Here is a 19,282-nt window from a genome sequence, read left to right on the forward strand (position 1 = left end):
CTCAGACAAGCTACATTATACCAAAAGAAAGCCGTCCCCTCATTAATTCTCTGTACTTTTGTCAGAATTTAAAAATTGATCCATCTCCGTAATAATTTCTGGTAACGGCAATTCTTTGATGGGTAATTCTTTTGGCAGTGCCTTTCGCAGCTTTTCACCATAACCCGCAGTGATAAATCGCTGATCTAGCAGCAGCATGACTCCTTTATCCTTCTCAGAGCGAATTAGGCGACCTAACGCTTGGCGCAATCGCAGTGCTGCATGAGGAACAGCCTCTTGGAAAAAGGGATTGATCCCTTCTGAGGCTAAAAAGTCATTACGAGCCTTCACCTGCAATCGTTGCGGATTCTCAAACGGCAATCGGGTCACGATCAAAATCTGCAGAATCTCTCCTGGTAAATCAATGCCTTCCCAAAAGCTGTCGGCGCCAAACAAGAGCGCATCCTTTGAAAGTAAGAATCGCTTCAGCAGTTTTTCCCGACTGCCGCCTATCCCCTGAGCCAAGACTTCTCTTCCCTCATTTAATAAAGGTACCCGAACACGCTGATAAACCCGATTCAGAATATCATGGGAGGTGAACAACACTAAGATCGGACGTTTCTGGTTTTCTGCAATTTTATGAACCACACCTGCGACATAATTCGCATATTGATCAGGTGAAGTCGCCTGAATACTGATACTGTTCGTTGGCAAGTATAAACGAGCCTGCTCCGCATAGTCATAAGGACTACTGATAATCTTTAATGATGCTTCTGGAATCCCCCAACGTTTGGCAAAATAATGACGGTCATTGCCGATCTTCAGGGTTCCGCCTAAATAAAGAATCTGCTGATAACGGTCATACCACTTTGTCTGACTGATCAGCGACGCTTCTAGATCCTGCACCTGAAAAGTCTTACGTTTCGCATTGAACCAATGAATATAGCGGGCATCCCATTTTTCACTAAAGGTTTCAAAAGCCATTTGTTGTTGAGCTAAGCGATCTAGCAATGATTGAAGATCGCTCCATTCAGCCTGTTCCTTGATACCAAATGTTTCTTTATAGGTCATGAAATATCTTTGCAGCTGATCCCCAAGCGTTAAGGCATCTTGATAGAGTCGTCCAATTCGCTGCAATACCTGTTCGCCAGCTAAAGATAATTGATCAATCATATCCTTAGTGATCAAGCGCTCATCCTCAGTCGGATACTCGTCTTTGAAAATTTGGTAAAAATCCGTTAAATCTTCATTCAGTTCCTGCAACACATCTTGGAAAATCTCCAGTGTATGCTGAGTTTGCTGATCCTTTTGAACGAGTGTCTGCCAGACAGAAAATTTTTTATTCTCCAGCAAATGATTAAAAGTACGTTGAATCGCCAAAAGGTTAAACTGTTGCGTCGTGATTTTTTCCAGTACACGATTCAAATGATGAGCTTCATCAATGATCAAATAGGGACTCTTAGGTAGTTGTGGAACTTTTCGTTGATCTTCCTGAGCTAAGTAGGCATGATTCGTTACAATCAAATTGCTTTGCGCCAGCTTTTCCTGACGGTGACGAATAAAGTCGGCAGAATAAAAAGGACTATTGGCATTCAGCGTATGCGTTCCTAAATGACAAACTTCTTGCCAGAATGGATGCTTCAAGCTCGTCATATTCAACTCGTCAAAGTCGCCTGTCTCCGTCTGTGTTAACCAAACAAGCAACGCCATCTGATAAAAGGTGTATTGCTTTTGCTCCGATTTCTTTTCGAAGCTTTGATAGAAGCGCTCCAAATCGATATAGTGACGGCTGCTTTTCATCACCACCGCCTGCAACGGCTGATCTAACAACCGATTAATCAGCGGCAAATCGTGATTCAGAATTTGTTCCTGCAGTAGCAACGAAACAGTACTGACAACGATCGGTTTTTCCGGTGTTGCTAAAAAGCTCATCGGCAATAGATAACCTAGTGTCTTGCCGATCCCAGTCGCCGCCTCTACTAAAACATTTTTGTCATCCTTCTTATTGAAAAAATCGTACACCAGATTCATCAAGCGGGCCTGTTCTTTTCGAAAATCGAGTTCTCCTTGGTACACTTTTTCCTTTGCTTTTCGTGAACGAGGATACGCCTTTGTCCCAAAGTAGCTTTCAGAAAAGAGTGGAACATTTTTCTTGCGTAAAGCCAACCCGTGAATAATCGCCAGCTCTTTTGATAACGGCTTAGGCTCTGCTTGCATTTCTTTCAGGCAGTCTTCTAAGAAATTTTTTGTTTGAAAAGCCATTTGATTAGCTGTATCAATAATTTTTTCCAGCGTAATGATCGGCAGCTCTTTTATCTTCGCTTCTAGATGAATTAAAAGTTGAGCCGTCACATCCGCATCGCTATCCGCTTGATGCGGGTTCTCATGCACCAAATGCAGCTCCTCTGCCAAATCCTTTAAACGAAAACTCAAAGATGTGGGCATAAACACCTGTGCCAGCTCTACTGTATCAATACCGGGAATGGTCAGTGGCGGCATCCCGCAGCGTTCCAATTCATTGCTTAAAAAGGGATAGTCAAAATGAATATTATGGGCTACGAAGATCGTATCCTCCAACAAATTCGTAATTGTTTGTGCCACATCTTCAAAATAAGGGGCTTTTCGAATTCGGTGATTGGTGATACCGGTCAGCGTCTGGATCTGTGCTGGAATCGTTTGATCTGGATTAATATCTGTCGAAAAATGCGTCACGATTTTGCCTTCTTCGATCAGCACACAGCCAAATTGAATGATCCGATCCATTTTAGGATCCGTTCCAGTCGTTTCAATATCAACGACTGCATAATTTTTCTTCACACACACCCCTCCTTCCTAAGATGAATAAATAAATGAATCTATCTTTCATGAGGTCGTATATCCTTATCCATTAAAGGCAAAGGAAATCAAAACCTTCCTCACGCATTATATCTGAATAGTACCACTTTCTACAAGGAAGTTCTTTGTTTTAAACGATTCCAATCGCAATTGAACTCACTGTCTTCTCCCATTACTAAATGGAAGAAACATTTCAACAATTGGTTATCTCGCAAAGTATTCTCGAAAATCATAGTCAAGCAGAGCCGCAAAAAAGCTAAATTCATAAATCATGGATTCTGTGACATAAGTCAATGTCATTGACTACAAGAAGTTGGCTCCATGAAATCAGTGAATCATTTCATGGAGCCAACTTTCTTTATGTTTTGAAAACCACTTGCAGTGCGAGTGGTTCCAGAGAGCTTTCAGCGAGGTATTAAAAAGACCTCCCAAAATGAGTGTGGCACAATTCATTGGCTACCTGAAAGGAAAAAACAGTTTAATGATTTTTGATCGACATGCAGAGTTGAAATATCGCTATGGAAACCGAATATTTTGGTGTAAAGGATATTTCGTGGATACGGTAGGAAAAAACAAGGAACAAATAGCAGAATATATTCGTAATCAAATACAAGAAGATCATGTAGCAGACCAACTCACATTATTTGAAGAATATGATCCGTTCACAGGAAAGAAAAACAAGAAGAAGTAGAAAGGGATTCTTTTAGAATCAGCGAGTAAAAGTGGGGCAAGAGGGAAATCTTTCAATAAGCCTTTTGGCGATGGTCGGTAATAGAGGCTTTCAGCCGCAGAGCAAACCACCCGTGCGAACGGGTGGTTTTGATTTGAGAGTGTAATATGAACCGTGTAAGTAACCATCAATCCTAGGCAGGTGGTTGCTTCGCGGTTTTTCTTTTTCTAAAATAAGATCAAGAGGTGAGTACACGATGGCTAGAAAGAAAAGAAATCCTGATGCTGAGAAGTTAGCTGAATCCATTTTGAATACGTATCGACCCGAATCTGTAGAGGATATGCAAGATGCTTTAAAAGACGTGTTTGGTCCCTTATTTGAAAAAATGCTTCAAGGAGAATTGAATAACCATTTAGGGTATGACGCCCATTCTAAAGAGCCAAAGAAACATGACAATCGACGAAATGGTTATGGGAATAAAACGCTTAAAACGAGCTTTGGTGAGGTAAACATTGATGTTCCCAGAGACCGGGAGGCTTCTTTTGAACCTGAGTTGATTCCTAAGCGAAAACGAGATGTCTCTGACATCGAAGGGAAGGTTCTTTCCATGTATGCACGAGGAATGAGTCAACGAGATATCGCCGCAACCATCGAAGATATTTATGGCTTTGATATTTCTCATGAAATGATTTCAGACATCACTGACGCTGTTCTTCCTGAATTGGAAGAATGGCAAGCCCGTCCATTGACCAAGTGCTATGCGTTTCTATTCGTTGATTGTATGTATGTTACTTTACGAGAAAATTATGAAGCCAAAGAATATGCTGTATACACCATTCTTGGCTATGATCTTAAAGGAAACAAGGAAATCTTAGGACTATGGCTAAATCAAACAGAATCTAAAAATCGCTGGATGCAAGTATTTGATGAACTGAAAGCACGTGGTGTCGAAGATGTTTTTTTCATTTCGATGGACGGAGTTTCTGGTCTTGAAGAAGGCGCAAAGGCGATCTTTCCATCGGTAATTGTTCAACGCTGTATTGTTCATCTTGTTCGAAATGCATTGCGCTATATTCCAAGTAAGGACTATAAAGAAGTCTGCCGAGATATGAAAAAGTTCTACGGGGCTTCTTCTCTAAACGCTGCACACGCTGCTTTTGACAGTTTTCAAAATCGGTGGTCTCATTATTCTATTCTGGTGCTGTAGATGTCTGGAAACGGAACTTTGCACATGTTGAACAACTCTTTGATTATGGTAGTGCCATTCGAAAAATCATGTACACTACCAATGCGGTTGAAAGTGTTCATTCCAGCTTCAGAAAAGTCACCAAAAAAGGAGCGTTCTCTAATGAGAATGCACTCCTAAAATTACTTTATTTACGTACGAAAGAATTACACACGAAATGGGCGGGAGGTCGAATCCAGAACTGGGCTATGGTGCTTAATCAGTTAATGGTCAATGAGTCCTTCTCCTCTAGAATTGAAAAGTATGCGATTTACCTTCCGTAACAACGGTAGGTTTATTCAACTATGTGTCCCATCAAAATTTAGCTGATTTTAAAAATAGCCAAGAGAATTATGGTTGTTAAAAACTCTTAACTATTTAACTTCCACAGTTTAGTTGACAAACCCTTTGATTTTAGAGACTTATGTCATAGCCTCGTTGCTGAGAGGCTGTTTCTTAAAGACATTCTGCTAGTCTTTCCTTGATTGCTGCGTAATTGTATTGCATTAAATCCAGCTCAGGTATCACTACAAGATTATGGTATTTTTCCTTATCAAGGTACGCTACGATTGCATACCCACACAAAGTGACATCTGCTGCTGGTGCTTGATCATCTAAAACATCCGCGCTGATAAATTCAACTTCCCACTCGGGTGCTAATGCTTCTCGAAGCTCTCTTTGAAACTTGTAAGGTCTAACTATGAAACTAAATGTAGTGGAACCTCCCCTTAACCCCTGATTTGCATTTGTCGACCAGATCCAAACTGCTTTTTTACTCATTTTGATTTCCTCCTTTTAATTGGAATACTTGGAAATTTGTTGTACAATTTTTAACTTAATCGCTGTATAGTTTTGTTCCATAATATCCATCTCGGGAATGACTACTAGATTATTGTATTTTTCTTTTTCTAAATACCTACTGACCACATCACGAGTAACTATTACATCTGCTCTGGGTCTGACGTCAATTGAAAGATACTCATTGACGAACGTCACTTCCCAGTCAGGCGCTAGAAACTCTTTCAACCCTTTTTGAAACTTATTGGGTCTATAAATAAGCGAAGTGGCAAAATTTGCACCTGCTGTTGAAAAATCTCCACATAATGACCAGATCCAAACAACCTTTTTACTCATTATTTCCTCCTAGCTAGCTATTTTTCCAACAAGTCCCCTAGTATTTCCTTCTCCGCAAATAATGCGGTGGCTCCTCCAGTATGCAGAAAAATCACCGAACTATTCTGCGGAATGATTCCTTTTTTAATATAATCCAACAGCCCGGCAAAGCCTTTGCCGGAATAAACTGGATCTAAAAACAAGCCCTCTTCTCTTGCCAGCATGCGAATCGCGTCATTTCCCGCAGTGCTGGGCAGCTCATAGCCCGGAAGATAATAATCGTTGTCATGCTCAAAGTCCTCAGTTGATACGCGCTGATCTACACCCAGCCATTCAAGACTTTCATTTGCTAATTCAGTTGTGGTTTCTAGATAACTTGCATCGTGTCCAATCACATCAAAAGACAGAACTCGCATGGAATGCGCCAATAATTTTTTTCCAGCAACTAAGCCAGCCATCGTTCCACCTGAACCGGTCGCGTGAACCAAATAATCAAACGCTTGACCAACTTCCGCCGCTTGTTCCGTAAGTTCTACGAAGCCATCAATAAACCCTGCTGAGCCGATCGGACTGGCTCCGCCCATCGGGATCTCGTAGCACCCATGGCCTTCATTCGTCAGTCGTTCCATATGCGCTCGCGCTAACTTGACCGAACGAGCAGCCGCATCGGCTTCAGTTTCACCTGGATTTTTCAAGATCACGTGAACCTCTGCTCCTAGGATTTTGTCCAGCAGCAGATTGCTCCGCAGATCATGTTCATCGGGTTCAACATAAGCAACTAAGTATAAAATCGGTGTTAATCCTTCTTTGCGGCATGCTTCAACTGTTTGCATCGCGTGATTCGATTGCGTCGCACCATAGGTGAAAATGTACTCTGCACCCTGCTCTTTGGCATTCCCAATCAAATACTCGAGTTTTCTAATCTTGTTTCCGCCAAATAAGCTTTGCCCAGAAAAATCTTCCCGTTTGATGAATAAATTGATTCCTAGTTTATTAGACAAATTCTCCAGCCGATAAAATGGCGTTGGATAAAAACCTAAATTAGCCTTTGGTTTTTGTCCCAGCAATTGCTTTACATACTTAGATTCCATTTTGCGCCTCCTGACTTAGATACCTGATACTATTTAGTATATAGTACAAATTCTCAAACGTGCACTGGGAATTTTATTTGATCTTTTTTAGTCTTGAAAGTGACGGATTTTCCAAAAAGCGTTCCTTTGTGATTAGATACTCTTTTTTTGCACTCTGTCTACGTTTCTTCCCAAAAATCTCAAAATAGACAAAAAAATAGAGTTGATCTATCAGCCGGAATGACTGATCAATCAACTCTATCTAAACTTATAACCCGTACGGGATTTGAACCCGTGCCTCCGCGCTGAGAACGCGGCGTCTTGACCCCTTGACTAACGGGTTATGTCTCAACAACAATAAAAATTATACTGCTAAATTTTCTTTTTAGAAAGTAATTACCCTTCATTTCGTGAAATATTTAAATATGTGTTTATTTAATCAATCATGTTGTTTATATGGTTATTACGTGTATAATAGGGTGTGTATTCAAGTCGTTGAGATTTTGGAGTATGAACTCAATGGCAATTGAAAGAAAATCCAATTCATTTTTTCTCAAAAAGAACGAATGCATTACTAGGAGGACTTATGAACTTATCACAAAGGCAAGAGAAAATCATTGAGATCGTCAAACGCGATCAACCGCTAAGCGGCGAAAAAATCGCCGATCACTTAGGGATCTCACACGCTACCTTACGAACCGACCTTTCCTTCTTGACAATGGCAGGCATTTTGGAAGCAAGTCCCAAAGTTGGTTACACCTATACAGGTGTGGGCATCGAACAATTTTTATTCGACAAAATCTTTTCAGTTAAAGTCGAAGAAATTATGCTGTCTCCACTGTTAACACCGCAGGATACCTCTATCCATGATGCAATCACCAATATGTTTATGTATGACGTTGGCTCAATCTATGTGACCGACAAAGAGCAGCATCTTGTCGGGTTATTGTCGCGCAAAGATTTATTACGGGCATCGTTAAACAGCAATTTGCAAAGTACACCAGTGGCGGTCGTTATGACCCGTGCTCCTCATCTGCAAACATGCACGAAGGAATACACAATTTTGGAGGCTGGAGCGGTCTTACTTGATTATCAAGTCGATTCACTCCCTGTAGTTAGTGAAGAAGATCCAAAAAAAGTGATTGGTAAAATCACGAAATCACGGATTTTTAATTATATCATGCAGCAAGCAAAACAAACTGAAACCAATCGATAGGAGCGAACAAAATGAAAAAAAGTGTACCATTATACATGATCTCTGATTCAGTCGGCGAGACCTCGCTGAAATTAGTCAATGCCGCAGCAGCTCAATTTCCTTCAGTCAACTTTGATTTGTCTTATCGTTTTCCATTTACGAAAGACGAAGAAGAATTGAAAAGTATTTTAGGTGACGCCTTGAAGGACAGCGCCGTTGTAGTGACGACCTTAGTCAGTGATAACCTCACTCAAATCGTCGAAGATTTCGCTGAACGGACAGGCCTGCAATACATTAACCTGATGACCCAGTTTATGGATATCGTTCATCAAAAGACCGGCGTCGCTCCACTGCAAAAAGCCGGTGTTGTTCATAAATTGAATCAGGAATATTTTGACCGTGTGGCTGCGATCGAATTCGCGGTGAAATACGATGACGGAAAAGATGCGAAGGGCTTTTTAGAAGCGGATCTTGTTTTGTTGGGAATCTCTCGTACCTCTAAAACCCCTTTAAGCATGTATTTGGCGAACAGTCGGTTGAAGGTAGCGAACCTGCCATTAATTCCAGAAGTTCCTTTACCTGAACAGATCAAAGAAGTTCCGAAAGAAAAAATCGTAGGTCTGATCATCGAACCAGAAGTTCAGAAAAAAATCCGCATGAGTCGTTTGAACTCGCTGGGCCTAGCAGAAAATTCTCGCTACTCAGATATCAATCGGATCAAAGAAGAAGTCGATTACGCGTTAAATGTCTATGATGAATTAGGTGCCTTCACACTAGATGTGACGAACAAATCCATCGAAGAATCTGCGACGTTGATTTGCGAGCATTTGGACAACTGTATATAAAGGATGTCAGTTCTGCTTTTAGCAGCATTTAGTGAGGAAAAGTCTACACCAAGAAACCGGGAAAAAGTAGGAACCGTTTAGCAGAATGATATACGGCATGAAAATCAAATTAATTTTTCACAAGAAAAATTAGTTCATTAATATGAATAAGGAGCACATTTATGCTATCGACCCGTGAAAAATATTATCAAATGTTGGAGAAAGAATTTAGTACCAAGGAGGCGATCATGACTGAACTCATCAACTTAGAAGCGATCATGCATCTGCCTAAAGGAACCGAACTTTACATCAGTGATATTCATGGGGAATTTACCGCCTTTGATCACATCTTGCGCACTGGTGCCGGCAATATCAAGGAAAAAATTAGTCTGCTCTTCGGCGACCGCTTGACGGAACATGAGAAGGATAAGCTGACGATCCTCGTGGCTTATCCTCGCGAAGCTTTAGGAGACGCCGAGTTCTATGCCTATCGTGATCGTTCTTGGTATCGTAAAAAGATCCGGCAGTTATTAGAGCTGTTGGCCTTCTGTTCTACCAAGTATACCCGTTCCAAGGTGCGGAAAGCATTGCCGAAGCAATATGCCTATATCATTGAAGAATTGATGTACACTGATACGAACTACATGGATAAAGCGGCCTACTTCGATCAAATCTTGGCTCACTTGCTGGATTTGGAACAGGGGCGTCCGTTTATTGTCGCCTTATGTCAAAGTATCCAGCGTTTAGTGGTGGATCATCTCCATGTCGTCGGAGATATCTACGATCGTGGACCAGAAGCGGATAAGATCATGGACAAGCTGTGTCAGCACCCTTCTGTCGATATTCAATGGGGCAATCATGATATTCTTTGGATGGGCGCCTACGCTGGCTCACGCGCGTGTTTGATGACTCTGCTGCGGATCGCCGCACGCTATAACTACCTTTACGAAATCGAACAAGCCTACGCCTTAAATTTGCGACCGCTTTTCATGTACGCGGAAGAGCATTATCAGAAAAATCCGGTTTTCACACCAAAGGAAAAAAATAGCAGTGAGAGCTATTCGATTGAAAGCCTAGATAGCTTAGAAAAAGTCCATCAGGCTTTGTCAATTCTGCAATTCAAGCTGGAAGGTCAACTAATCAAACGTCATCCTGAATTTCAAATGGACGATCGTTTGTTATTTGAGAAGATTGATTTCGATAAGGACACGATTCATTTAGCAGGTAAAGACTATCCTCTTCAAGGCAGCTGCTTTCAAACCCTGCAGGAAGATGATGTCCATGCATTGACCGAACAGGAGGATTATGTAGTCGAGATGCTGCTGGCTTCTTTCCAACAATCAACTAAAATGCAGGAGCATATGCAACTGCTTTTGAATAAAGGATCGATGTTCTTAGTCTATAATCAGCATCTCCTTTTCCACGGCTGTCTGCCGCTAAAGGCTGATGGCAGCTTCCTTCCTTTGACCGTTGATGGCAAGGAATATGCCGGCAAAGATCTCTTGAACTTTTTTGAGGAACAGATTCGTTCCGGCTGTCAAAGTCAAAAAACAGATAGCTCCGCAGCTGATTGGATCTGGAATTGCTGGACTGGAAAGATTTCGCCGCAATTTGGCAAAAGCGCTATGACGACCTTCGAACGCTATTTCATTGCTGATAAAAAGACACATAAAGAAATCAAAAATCCCTATTATCAATTTCGGGATACACATGAGACCTGTCAGATGATTCTAGAGGAATTTGCCTTGTACTCGCCAAATTCGCGGATCATTAACGGCCATACACCAGTCAAGGTACAAGATGGCGAATCACCTATCAAAGGTGAAGGCATGCTCTTTGTGATTGATGGCGGGCTTTCTAAGGCATACCAGAAAACTACGGGCATTGCCGGCTACTCGTTACTCAATAATTCCTACGGCTTCCAGCTGGTTACGCATGACCCATTTGAATCTGTCGAGAACCTGTTAGCTAAACAAGTCGATGAGACATCTCTGAAGCGAGTCATCGATAAAGACTTGAAGCGTATCCTAATCAAGGATACGACCGTCGGCGACAGTCTCGAGGAACAGATCGAGAATTTAACTGGCTTGCTGAATTATCAAGAGAATAACGAGAGCTAGCTCACTGTTCATTATTTTTCTAATCTGCTGATGGGAAGAAAAACTGTTAACAAGGGTGTCATCACCGATTGATGACATCCTTGTTTTTCTGTATAGTTAGATGTGAGGTGAAAAAATGGTTTCTGCGTATATCAATATTTTGTTTATCTTTGTTCTAATGTTTATCGGCTACTTACTGACTTATAAGCAATGGTTCTCGAACCAAATCGGCGATGCCTTTTCAAAGCTAGTTTTACAAATCGCATTGCCCTGTAATATGTTTCTAACGATAACAAAAAATTTTTCTCGTTCAGAATTTCTGCATCTAGTTAGTGGAACAATAATCCCGTTAATATCCATGCTACTGACCTTTGTTATAAGTATCGCCTATTGCCGTATTGTTAAAGTCACGCCGACTCGTACGGGAATTTTTTCCACAATGTTTACTTGCTCTAATACAATCTTTATCGGATTACCTATCAACTTGGCAATCTTCGGTGGAGAATCTGTCCCATATGTCCTGCTCTATTATATTGTCAATACATCGATTTTTTGGACCCTGGGTATCTACTTCATCGCCCGCGATAATCCTCAAATTGAACAGGCAACCGTCAATTTTCATATCGTACCGATTTTGAAAAAGATTTTTTCTCCAGCATTGCTGGGCTTTTTGATTGGTTTGTGCGCTGTACTGGTAAATATCACTGTTCCGGCCTCCATCGCAACTTTTCTGGGATATCTCGCTAATTTAACAACACCATTATCGATGTTTGTGATTGGGATTATCGTCTATAATGTCGGAGTCAAAAATCTGACGTTGAACAAGGATATTATCGGAGTACTCATTGGACGCTACGTGATTTCACCATTGATTGTTTGGCTGTTAGGGCAATGGATTAGCATACCACCCTTGATGCTCTCTGTTTTTATTATCCAATCCGCGATGCCGGTACAAAACTCCGTGCCAATCTTAGCTCGCTCCTACGCTGCTGATCAGCAATTCGCCGCCTCTTCATTGGGTTATTCTGTTTTGCTTTATCTCGCTTATATTCCGCTATTATTGAAATTGATACTATAAAACAAGCCTTCGAGCACGGACTCGAAGGCTTTTCTTTTGCTATTTAGTAATGATTTTATCAAGACTTGCTAACGCATTTGCCATACGTGCAATAATCGCTAATTGATTCAAGCGATTGTCACGAACTTTTTCATCTTCTACCATAATCATCGTGTCGCTGAAATAACGTTGGATGACTGGACGCAGGTTCGCCAAAGTTTGATAGTTTTCAGACATGCTTTGGTTAGCAAATTCATCTTCGGCTTCTTTCACCGCTTCATACAATTCTTTTTCACTATCATTTTCAAACAGTTTTTGATCTACTTTGAAGGTGATTGTTGATGGATCGATCTTCTTCGTCAAGTTGATGACACGAGTCAAAGCTTCCATCGCTTCTTTAAAATGCTCATCACTCAAATGCTGATCGAGAATTTTTGCGGTCTTGAAGACCTGCACGAGATCGTCTTGATGTGAATCTACGACTGCGTCAATGATATCATGACGAACATTATACATTTGCAGACGTTGACGGATACGGCCCTTAAAGAACTCGATGAATTCTTTTTGGTCGCGGTTAAAATGGATACCGTAGTCTAAAACATCTTCGTTGATTGCATCTACGATCGCGCCTTGCATATCAGTGAATGGGAAGGTCCAGCCTTGAGCTTCGACAATCCGCACGATACCGTAAGTTTGACGACGCAATGCGTAAGGGTCATTTGAACCGCTTGGGATCATTCCTACAGCGAAGAAGCCTAGTACGCTGTCAATCTTATCGGCAATCGCTAAAACAGCACCAATCGCTGTTTGAGGCAAGTCTCCTTCAGACGAGATCGGTAAATAGTGTTCGCGAATTGCTGTCGCCACGGCTGTTTTTTCCCCTTTTAACAGGGCATATTTTTCACCCATGATTCCTTGTAGCTCAGGGAATTCACCCACCATATTTGTCACCAGGTCAAACTTGTAGATCTCTGATGCACGTTTCAGATCTGCCAGCTCTTCTTCACTCAAACCAACACGATTACCGATAACCTGACTAATCAAGCCGACACGTTGCATTTTTTTATACATGCTGCCGATTTTTTCATGGAAGGTTACGTTCTTCAATTTTTCAACGCAGTCTTCAATCGTTAGCTTCTTGTCTTCTTCAAAGAAGAATTCACCGTCTTCTAAACGAGCAGCTAAGACTTTTTGATTTCCTTTGATGACGTTGTCTAGTTTTACACTGTTTCCGTTCCGGACAGAGATAAAATGCGGTAACAGCATCCCAGCTTGATTGCGCACTTCAAAGTACCGTTGATGTTCCTTCATAGAAGTAACCAACACTTCTTCTGGCACTGACAAGAAGCGTTCTTCAAAGTCCCCAACAAAAGCTGTTGGATATTCAACTAGGTTTGTAACTTCTTCTAACAAATCAGGATCAAGATCGATTACCCATTTATTCTTTTCAGCAATCTCTCCGATTTGTTCCACGATCATTTGTTGACGTTTATGAGCATCAGCAATAACGAATTGTTCTTCCAATTTCGCTTCGTATTCGCTTGGATCAGCAAGCTCTACTTGATCGCCTAGGAAGCGATGACCCACAGTTGTGCGTCCTGTTTGTACATCCAATAGCTCGAAGGGAATCACCTCATCGTCCAACAATGCGATGATCCAGTGAATCGGACGAACGTATTCAAACATCGTATCGCCCCAGTGCATCATAGTTGGGAAGTTCAAGCTCTTCACGACATCTAACAGTCCGGTTAAGACTTCCTTGCTTTCTTTTCCGTGGATGTATTTTGTGACATACACATATTCCACACCGTTTAATTCACGGAAAGTAATGGCATCTGTCGTCAAGCCTTGACCGCGAACGAAGCCTTCTGCTGCCTTGCTCCAGTTGCCTTCAGCATCCAATGCAATCTTCTTCGCTGGACCTTTGACTTCTTCTTGCACGTCTTCTTGGCGATCAGGAATATTGGTTACTCGAATCGCTAAACGACGTGGGGTCGAGAAGGTCTCGATAGATTCGAAGGTCAGACTATTTTCTGCTAAGAATTTTGAGACTTTTTCTTCTAATTGTTTGATACTTGGCCAAACCACGTGGGCTGGCATTTCTTCTAAACCGATTTCTAATAGTAGATTTTTCGCCATCTTATTTGCCCTCCTGATTCAATAATGGGAAGCCCAGTTTTTCCCGTTCCGCTACGAAGATCTTCGCAACTGAACGCGCCATGTTACGGATACGAGCCAAGTAGCCCGCACGTTCAGTAACGGATACAGCCCCGCGCGCATCTAACAAGTTAAATGTGTGGCTGCATTTTAAAATATAATCATAGGCTGGATGCACTAGATTTTCATCAATACAGCGTTTTGCTTCTTTTTCAAATTTTTCAAAATTATCTAAAAGCATTTCTTGATTGCTTTCCTCAAAAGAATATTTTGAATGCTCATATTCAGGTTGTTTGAAGATTTCGCCGTATTTAACCCCAGCGCTCCATTCCAAATCATAGACACTGTCAACTTCTTGGATGTAAGAAGCCAAACGTTCCAAACCATAAGTCAATTCAGAAGTTACAGGATGACATTGCAGACCGCCGACTTGTTGGAAATACGTGAACTGAGTGATTTCCATTCCATCAAGCCAGACTTCCCAACCAACACCAGCACAACCCATTGATGGATTTTCCCAGTTGTCCTCTACAAAACGGATGTCGTGCTCTAGCGGATCGATTCCCAATAGGCGTAGGCTATCCAAGTACAACTCTTGAATGTTTTTTGGAGAAGGCTTCATAACCACTTGGAATTGGTGATGCTGATACAAACGGTTCGGATTTTCTCCATAACGTCCATCCGCTGGCCGACGTGAAGGCTCAACATAGGCCGCACGCCAAGGCTCAGGTCCGATCGCCCGTAAAAAAGTATAGGGACTCATTGTTCCTGCCCCTTTTTCTGTGTCGTAGGCTTGCATTAGCATACAGCCATTATCTGACCAAAACTTTTGTAACGACAAAATCATTTCTTGCACTGTTAATTTGCTCATTCTGTTTCCTCCTGGTTTATTATTGAAGTTTATTTATCTTTCGACTTGCAGGGCAGCTAGCTCAATTGAAGGAAGTTCATTTTTCCAAAAAAACGGGAAAATAAACTTATGATCGAACTAACGAAATAATAAGGTTGAAGAACTCACAGTCGACTCAAAAGCTTAATGTACATAAATTTTTTTCAAAATTTATACTTATCGTCGTCGACATATCATCCAACTAAACAGCTTTTCAAGATATTCAAAATAAAGACCTTATTTAGCGTATCAGCTAGAACAAACTGCGAAAAGTTGGATTGACAAAAAAATCCCTATGCCGAAATAATCGACATAGGGACGTATCAACGCGGTTCCACCCTACTTCCAAGCAGTTGCTTGGCAGCTTTCACTCAATGTGCTCACAAACGCCAACAAAATTTGTTTCCCATTCAGGCTTCCACTCTCCCTGACTCGCTGTGTGTTTCACAAATTTTTAATTTGATCCTCGCACCTATTCAACTTGGTTCTATAATAGCGACACTAGACCCCTTTTGTCAAATCTTTCTGCTGACTATAGGGATACTTTTCGCGACTTCTATAGTAATTAATCGATTGGCTAGTCAAAAGGGATCGGCTGGAAAATACCATCCTTCAATTGCATGGTCTCTGTAAATCCGATCGATTTTAATAATTCGACTGTTTCCAGGAAATGGCAAGTCAATGTCGATGTCTCATGACTGTCGCTGGTGATGATAATCGGACAATCTCGCTCCTTCAATTGCTTCAGTAAGAATGGATTAGGATAAGGTGTCGTTCGCCAATTACGAGAAATCGCACCTGTATTGATCTCCACCATACCATCATAGGTTTGGATAATATCGATCACATCATTCAATGCCTTCAATGCGATTCCTTGATATTCAGCACTATCTTCGTCCAACCAAGGATTTTTCTCATTGAATTTGGTAATCAAATCAAAATGACCAACAATCTTCGAATGATTCTGATGGATATGCTTCACTACCGTATCATAATAGTCGCGGACCATGTACAATGAATCTCCCTGATACCACTCGTCCAAGGTCTTCATCAGACTTTCAGGACTTTCATCAACACTGCGAAAAATGCCTTGACGCGGTGGAAAATAATGCACCGAGCCAATGGTGTAGTTATAGCCTTTTATGGGATCAGCACTATAATAATCCCATTCCAAGCCAATTCCGATAGTTAGCTTGCCCATTAACCTTGCTTTGAGATCACGTAAGGCTTCCTGGTAGGCAACCTCATTCTGCACACCTAGACAGCTGGGATCAAAAAGTGCTGGTGAGTGACAGGTAAATCCTAAATCCGTAAAGCCTAAATCGATCGCGGCTTGCGCCATATCTTCCAAGGTATCTTTTCCATCACACCACGTACTGTGGGTGTGAGCATTTGAATAGAACATCGCTGATTCCCCCTATTGCATCGGTTCTTGTTTGACTTTTTTATCGACAACGTGGCGATTCGCTAGCTCTTGACGAACTTCCGTCAAATCGATGCCCATCTCCACCATCAATACAAGAACATGATACACCAAATCAGAGATTTCAAAAATGGTTTCGTTATGATCTTCCTTCATGGCTCCGATCACGACTTCCGTTGATTCTTCTCCGACCTTTTTCAGAATCTTCTCGATACCCTTTTCAAACAAGTAGCTAGTATAGCTGCCTTCCTGTGGTGTCTCTTTACGCCCCTTGACCAACTCATATAACGCATCGATCGTCGCTTGCTTGTCTTCACCGTACATGACTTCATTGAAGCAGCTTTCTGCCCCTGTATGACAAGCTGGTCCGTCTTTTTTGACCTTCGCGACTAGTGCATCCTGATCGCAATCCAATTTCATTGAAACTAAATGCTGATAGTTGCCGCTGGTCTCGCCTTTGCGCCATAATTCCTTACGGCTGCGAGAATAAAAAGTCATCAGTTGATCCTTTAAAGTTAATTCATAGCTCTCCTGATTCATATAGGCTAACGTCAAGACTTCATTGGTTTCAGCGTCTTGTACGATCACTGGGATCAACCCTTGTTCGTCAAATTTTAGTTCAGTCATAATATCTCCCCTAAACGATACGGACAGGAATATCTGCCGCCATCAATTGTTTTTTCAGATCCGGAATCTTCACTTCACCATAATGGAAAATCGATGCCGCTAAACCAGCTTCAATCTTCGGCAATTGGAATAAGTCAATGAAATCTTCCGCTTTTCCAGCACCGCCTGAGGCCACGATCGGCAATGAAGTAATCTCACTGACTGCTTTCAGCAGCTCCAGATCAAAGCCTTGCTTCACGCCATCAGTATCCATACTGTTGAGAACTAACTCCCCGGCACCCAACTGCTCGCCTTGACGAATCCATTCCAAAGCCTCTAATCCAGTATCTTCCCGACCGCCTTTAGCAAATACATGCCATTGATCGCCAACCCGACGAATATCGACCGACAAAACAACACATTGACTGCCATAGCGTTTGGCACCTTCTTCGATCAGCTGAGGACGACGGATCGCACCGGAATTGACACTGACCTTATCCGCGCCGCAATTCAAGACCCGTTCAAAGTCAGAAACCTCATTGATACCGCCGCCGACCGTCAAAGGAATAAAGACTTCTGAGGCGACACCCTTCAAAATATCGGTAAACAAACCGCGTTCTTCTGCTGAAGCCGTGATATCGTAAAAAACCAATTCATCCGCACCCTGCTCATTGTAAAAACGAGCCAAGGTTACCGGATCATTGACATCTTGCAAACCAGCGAAATTGACGCCTTTAACTACGCGTCCATCCCGAACATCTAAACATGGCACAATTCTTTTTGCAATCATTGGTCATCCTCCTTGCCGGCTGCTAAAACATCCTCTAGCTTTAAGCTGCCATTGTATAATGACTTGCCAACGATTGCGCTTGAAACACCTAGTTGCTTCAAGCCTTCGATATCCTTCAACGAAGCGACACCACCAGAAGCGACGATCTCGATATTCAACTGATTGAGTTTTTCATACAATGGCAGGTTAATCCCTTCACCTGTGCCATCGCGGGAAATTTCGGTAAAGATAATCGTCTCAGCACCCCACTCAACTAATTGCTGGCAGAACTCATAAGCATCCGTTTCGGTTTTTTCCAGCCAGCCTTCGACAGCGACTTTTTCATCTTTCGCATCGACCCCGATTGCGATCTTATGGCCATATTTTTTCAGCATCGCTTGGGTGAATTCCGGATCTTTTTGCGCGATCGTTCCAAGAATGACCCGATCCACGCCCGCGGATAAGCAATGCTGGATGGTTTCTTCATCACGAATGCCGCCGCCGACTTCTACGAATAGATTGGTGTTTTCAACAATCTTTTTGGCAATCCCAAAATAATGCAATTTACCCGCCTTGGCACCATCCAAATCAACGAGATGCAGATACTTCGCACCCGCTTTTTCAAACGATTGCGCAAACGCTACTGGATCATCGCCAAATACTTCTTTTTGATCATAATCGCCTTGATACAAGCGAACGACTTTTTCATCTAAGAGATCAATTGCTGGGAAAATTTTCATACTGGCACCTCCGTGAATGCTTTTAGAATCTTCAGACCTACATCGCCGCTTTTCTCTGGATGGAATTGGGTCCCGAATACATTCTTATTTTGCACGATTCCCGGAATTGAGATTCCGTACTCACTGTCAGCGACCAAGTGCTCTTGGCAATCCGTTGCATAATAGCTGTGAACATAGTAAACAAAATCATTCTCGCCTAACGATTTTACCAGCGGGCTTTCCTGATTTTGCACGTCTAAGCGATTCCAGCCAATCTGCGGAACCTTTAAATCAATCTGTGCTTGGTCAAAGGCTTCCCGCATTGACACGATCCGACCGGGAATCAAGCCTAATCCAGGATGCTCACCAAATTCTTCACTCTTATCAAAGAGCAGCTGCATCCCTAAACAAATCCCTAAAAAGGGTTTTCCCGAAGCCGCCAGTTCTTGAATCGGCTCGACTAAGTCTAACTCTTCCAGCTTTTTCCGCGCATCGCCAAAGGCCCCGACACCCGGTAAAATAATCCGATCCGCTGCCTTTAATTCATCTAAAGAACGCGTGACCTTACACTCCACTTCTAAATATTCCAGTGAGCGCGACAAACTAAACAAGTTGCCGACACCATAATCGATAATTGCTAGCATAGGCTTCC

General features: G+C 42.1%; 15 protein-coding genes, 1 tRNA gene and 2 pseudogenes. 6 read left to right on the forward strand and 12 right to left on the reverse strand.

What is annotated here, in order from left to right; translation table 11 throughout:
* Positions 1–42: 42 nt before the first annotated feature.
* A complete protein-coding gene (locus tag AC4J95_RS02815; protein WP_494548526.1) occupies positions 43–2,796 on the reverse strand; it encodes a helicase C-terminal domain-containing protein in 2,754 nt (917 codons plus the stop codon).
* Positions 2,797–3,238: 442 nt separating this feature from the next.
* Here AC4J95_RS02815 and tnpA point away from each other — a divergent pair.
* Positions 3,239–3,505, forward strand: a pseudogene (tnpA, locus tag AC4J95_RS02820) (IS200/IS605 family transposase); the annotation flags it as partial.
* A gap of 235 nt (positions 3,506–3,740) precedes the next feature.
* Positions 3,741–4,993 (forward strand): annotated as a pseudogene (locus AC4J95_RS02825) (IS256 family transposase).
* A 172-nt stretch (positions 4,994–5,165) separates the two neighbouring features.
* Here AC4J95_RS02825 and AC4J95_RS02830 read toward each other — a convergent pair.
* From AC4J95_RS02830 to AC4J95_RS02845, 4 genes are all read right to left on the reverse strand, one after another.
* Positions 5,166–5,489, reverse strand: coding sequence for a hypothetical protein (locus AC4J95_RS02830; protein ID WP_494548527.1), 324 nt, complete (start codon positions 5,487–5,489; stop codon positions 5,166–5,168).
* A gap of 15 nt (positions 5,490–5,504) precedes the next feature.
* Complete coding sequence (locus AC4J95_RS02835) at positions 5,505–5,843, reverse strand: hypothetical protein (RefSeq protein ID WP_494548528.1); 339 nt, start codon at positions 5,841–5,843, stop codon at positions 5,505–5,507.
* Between the two features lie 17 nt (positions 5,844–5,860).
* On the reverse strand, positions 5,861–6,913 hold the full coding sequence (locus AC4J95_RS02840; protein ID WP_494548529.1) for a 1-aminocyclopropane-1-carboxylate deaminase/D-cysteine desulfhydrase: 1,053 nt from the start codon (positions 6,911–6,913) through the stop codon (positions 5,861–5,863).
* 250 nt (positions 6,914–7,163) lie between these two features.
* Positions 7,164–7,235 (reverse strand) — tRNA-Glu (locus tag AC4J95_RS02845).
* A gap of 243 nt (positions 7,236–7,478) precedes the next feature.
* Here AC4J95_RS02845 and AC4J95_RS02850 point away from each other — a divergent pair.
* The 4 genes from AC4J95_RS02850 to AC4J95_RS02865 all read left to right on the forward strand — a co-directional run bounded on the left by AC4J95_RS02850 (position 7,479) and on the right by AC4J95_RS02865 (position 12,088).
* Positions 7,479–8,108 carry a CBS domain-containing protein gene (locus AC4J95_RS02850; RefSeq protein WP_494548530.1) on the forward strand — a complete coding sequence of 210 codons (630 nt, stop codon included), beginning with the start codon at positions 7,479–7,481 and terminating at the stop codon, positions 8,106–8,108.
* 11 nt (positions 8,109–8,119) lie between these two features.
* Positions 8,120–8,932: a pyruvate, water dikinase regulatory protein gene (locus AC4J95_RS02855; RefSeq protein ID WP_494548531.1), complete on the forward strand. Its 813-nt coding sequence runs from the start codon at positions 8,120–8,122 to the stop codon at positions 8,930–8,932.
* Positions 8,933–9,093: 161 nt separating this feature from the next.
* Entirely contained in the window at positions 9,094–11,031 is a 1,938-nt protein-coding gene (locus tag AC4J95_RS02860) for a fructose-1,6-bisphosphatase (protein WP_494548532.1), read from the forward strand.
* A 115-nt stretch (positions 11,032–11,146) separates the two neighbouring features.
* Complete coding sequence (locus tag AC4J95_RS02865) at positions 11,147–12,088, forward strand: AEC family transporter (protein WP_494548533.1); 942 nt, start codon at positions 11,147–11,149, stop codon at positions 12,086–12,088.
* 39 nt (positions 12,089–12,127) lie between these two features.
* Here AC4J95_RS02865 and glyS read toward each other — a convergent pair whose 3' ends face one another.
* The 7 genes from glyS to hisH all read right to left on the reverse strand — a co-directional run bounded on the left by glyS (position 12,128) and on the right by hisH (position 19,274).
* A complete protein-coding gene (glyS, locus tag AC4J95_RS02870; protein WP_494548534.1) occupies positions 12,128–14,206 on the reverse strand; it encodes a glycine--tRNA ligase subunit beta in 2,079 nt (692 codons plus the stop codon).
* Between the two features lies 1 nt (position 14,207).
* Complete coding sequence (glyQ, locus tag AC4J95_RS02875) at positions 14,208–15,095, reverse strand: glycine--tRNA ligase subunit alpha (RefSeq protein ID WP_316405424.1); 888 nt, start codon at positions 15,093–15,095, stop codon at positions 14,208–14,210.
* 595 nt (positions 15,096–15,690) lie between these two features.
* Entirely contained in the window at positions 15,691–16,518 is an 828-nt protein-coding gene (locus AC4J95_RS02880; protein ID WP_494548535.1) for a histidinol-phosphatase HisJ family protein, read from the reverse strand.
* Positions 16,519–16,530: 12 nt separating this feature from the next.
* Complete coding sequence (hisIE, locus tag AC4J95_RS02885; protein ID WP_494548536.1) at positions 16,531–17,163, reverse strand: bifunctional phosphoribosyl-AMP cyclohydrolase/phosphoribosyl-ATP diphosphatase HisIE; 633 nt, start codon at positions 17,161–17,163, stop codon at positions 16,531–16,533.
* 10 nt (positions 17,164–17,173) lie between these two features.
* The gene (hisF, locus tag AC4J95_RS02890; protein WP_316405427.1) at positions 17,174–17,932 is read right to left on the reverse strand and encodes an imidazole glycerol phosphate synthase subunit HisF; all 759 of its coding nucleotides are present in this window, start codon (positions 17,930–17,932) and stop codon (positions 17,174–17,176) included.
* Positions 17,929–18,651, reverse strand: coding sequence for a 1-(5-phosphoribosyl)-5-[(5-phosphoribosylamino)methylideneamino]imidazole-4-carboxamide isomerase (hisA, locus tag AC4J95_RS02895; RefSeq protein ID WP_494548537.1), 723 nt, complete (start codon positions 18,649–18,651; stop codon positions 17,929–17,931). The genes hisF and hisA overlap by 4 nt, the downstream gene beginning before the upstream one ends.
* Positions 18,648–19,274, reverse strand: coding sequence for an imidazole glycerol phosphate synthase subunit HisH (hisH, locus tag AC4J95_RS02900; RefSeq protein WP_494548538.1), 627 nt, complete (start codon positions 19,272–19,274; stop codon positions 18,648–18,650). Before hisH ends, hisA begins: the two co-directional genes overlap by 4 nt.
* Positions 19,275–19,282: the final 8 nt, after the last annotated feature.

The sequence above is a fragment of the Enterococcus sp. GPZ-007 genome (assembly GCF_059374735.1).

Coding starts and splice junctions, on each gene's coding strand:
- AC4J95_RS02835 (WP_494548528.1), bottom strand. CDS start 5,843: ATGAGTAAAAAGGTTGTTTGGATCTGGTCATTATGTGGAGATTTTTCA.
- AC4J95_RS02840 (WP_494548529.1), bottom strand. CDS start 6,913: ATGGAATCTAAGTATGTAAAGCAATTGCTGGGACAAAAACCAAAGGCT.
- AC4J95_RS02860 (WP_494548532.1), top strand. CDS start 9,094: ATGCTATCGACCCGTGAAAAATATTATCAAATGTTGGAGAAAGAATTT.
- glyQ (WP_316405424.1), bottom strand. CDS start 15,095: ATGAGCAAATTAACAGTGCAAGAAATGATTTTGTCGTTACAAAAGTTT.
- AC4J95_RS02830 (WP_494548527.1), bottom strand. CDS start 5,489: ATGAGTAAAAAAGCAGTTTGGATCTGGTCGACAAATGCAAATCAGGGG.
- AC4J95_RS02855 (WP_494548531.1), top strand. CDS start 8,120: ATGAAAAAAAGTGTACCATTATACATGATCTCTGATTCAGTCGGCGAG.
- AC4J95_RS02865 (WP_494548533.1), top strand. CDS start 11,147: ATGGTTTCTGCGTATATCAATATTTTGTTTATCTTTGTTCTAATGTTT.
- hisA (WP_494548537.1), bottom strand. CDS start 18,651: ATGAAAATTTTCCCAGCAATTGATCTCTTAGATGAAAAAGTCGTTCGC.
- glyS (WP_494548534.1), bottom strand. CDS start 14,206: ATGGCGAAAAATCTACTATTAGAAATCGGTTTAGAAGAAATGCCAGCC.
- hisF (WP_316405427.1), bottom strand. CDS start 17,932: ATGATTGCAAAAAGAATTGTGCCATGTTTAGATGTTCGGGATGGACGC.
- AC4J95_RS02880 (WP_494548535.1), bottom strand. CDS start 16,518: ATGTTCTATTCAAATGCTCACACCCACAGTACGTGGTGTGATGGAAAA.
- AC4J95_RS02850 (WP_494548530.1), top strand. CDS start 7,479: ATGAACTTATCACAAAGGCAAGAGAAAATCATTGAGATCGTCAAACGC.
- hisH (WP_494548538.1), bottom strand. CDS start 19,274: ATGCTAGCAATTATCGATTATGGTGTCGGCAACTTGTTTAGTTTGTCG.
- hisIE (WP_494548536.1), bottom strand. CDS start 17,163: ATGACTGAACTAAAATTTGACGAACAAGGGTTGATCCCAGTGATCGTA.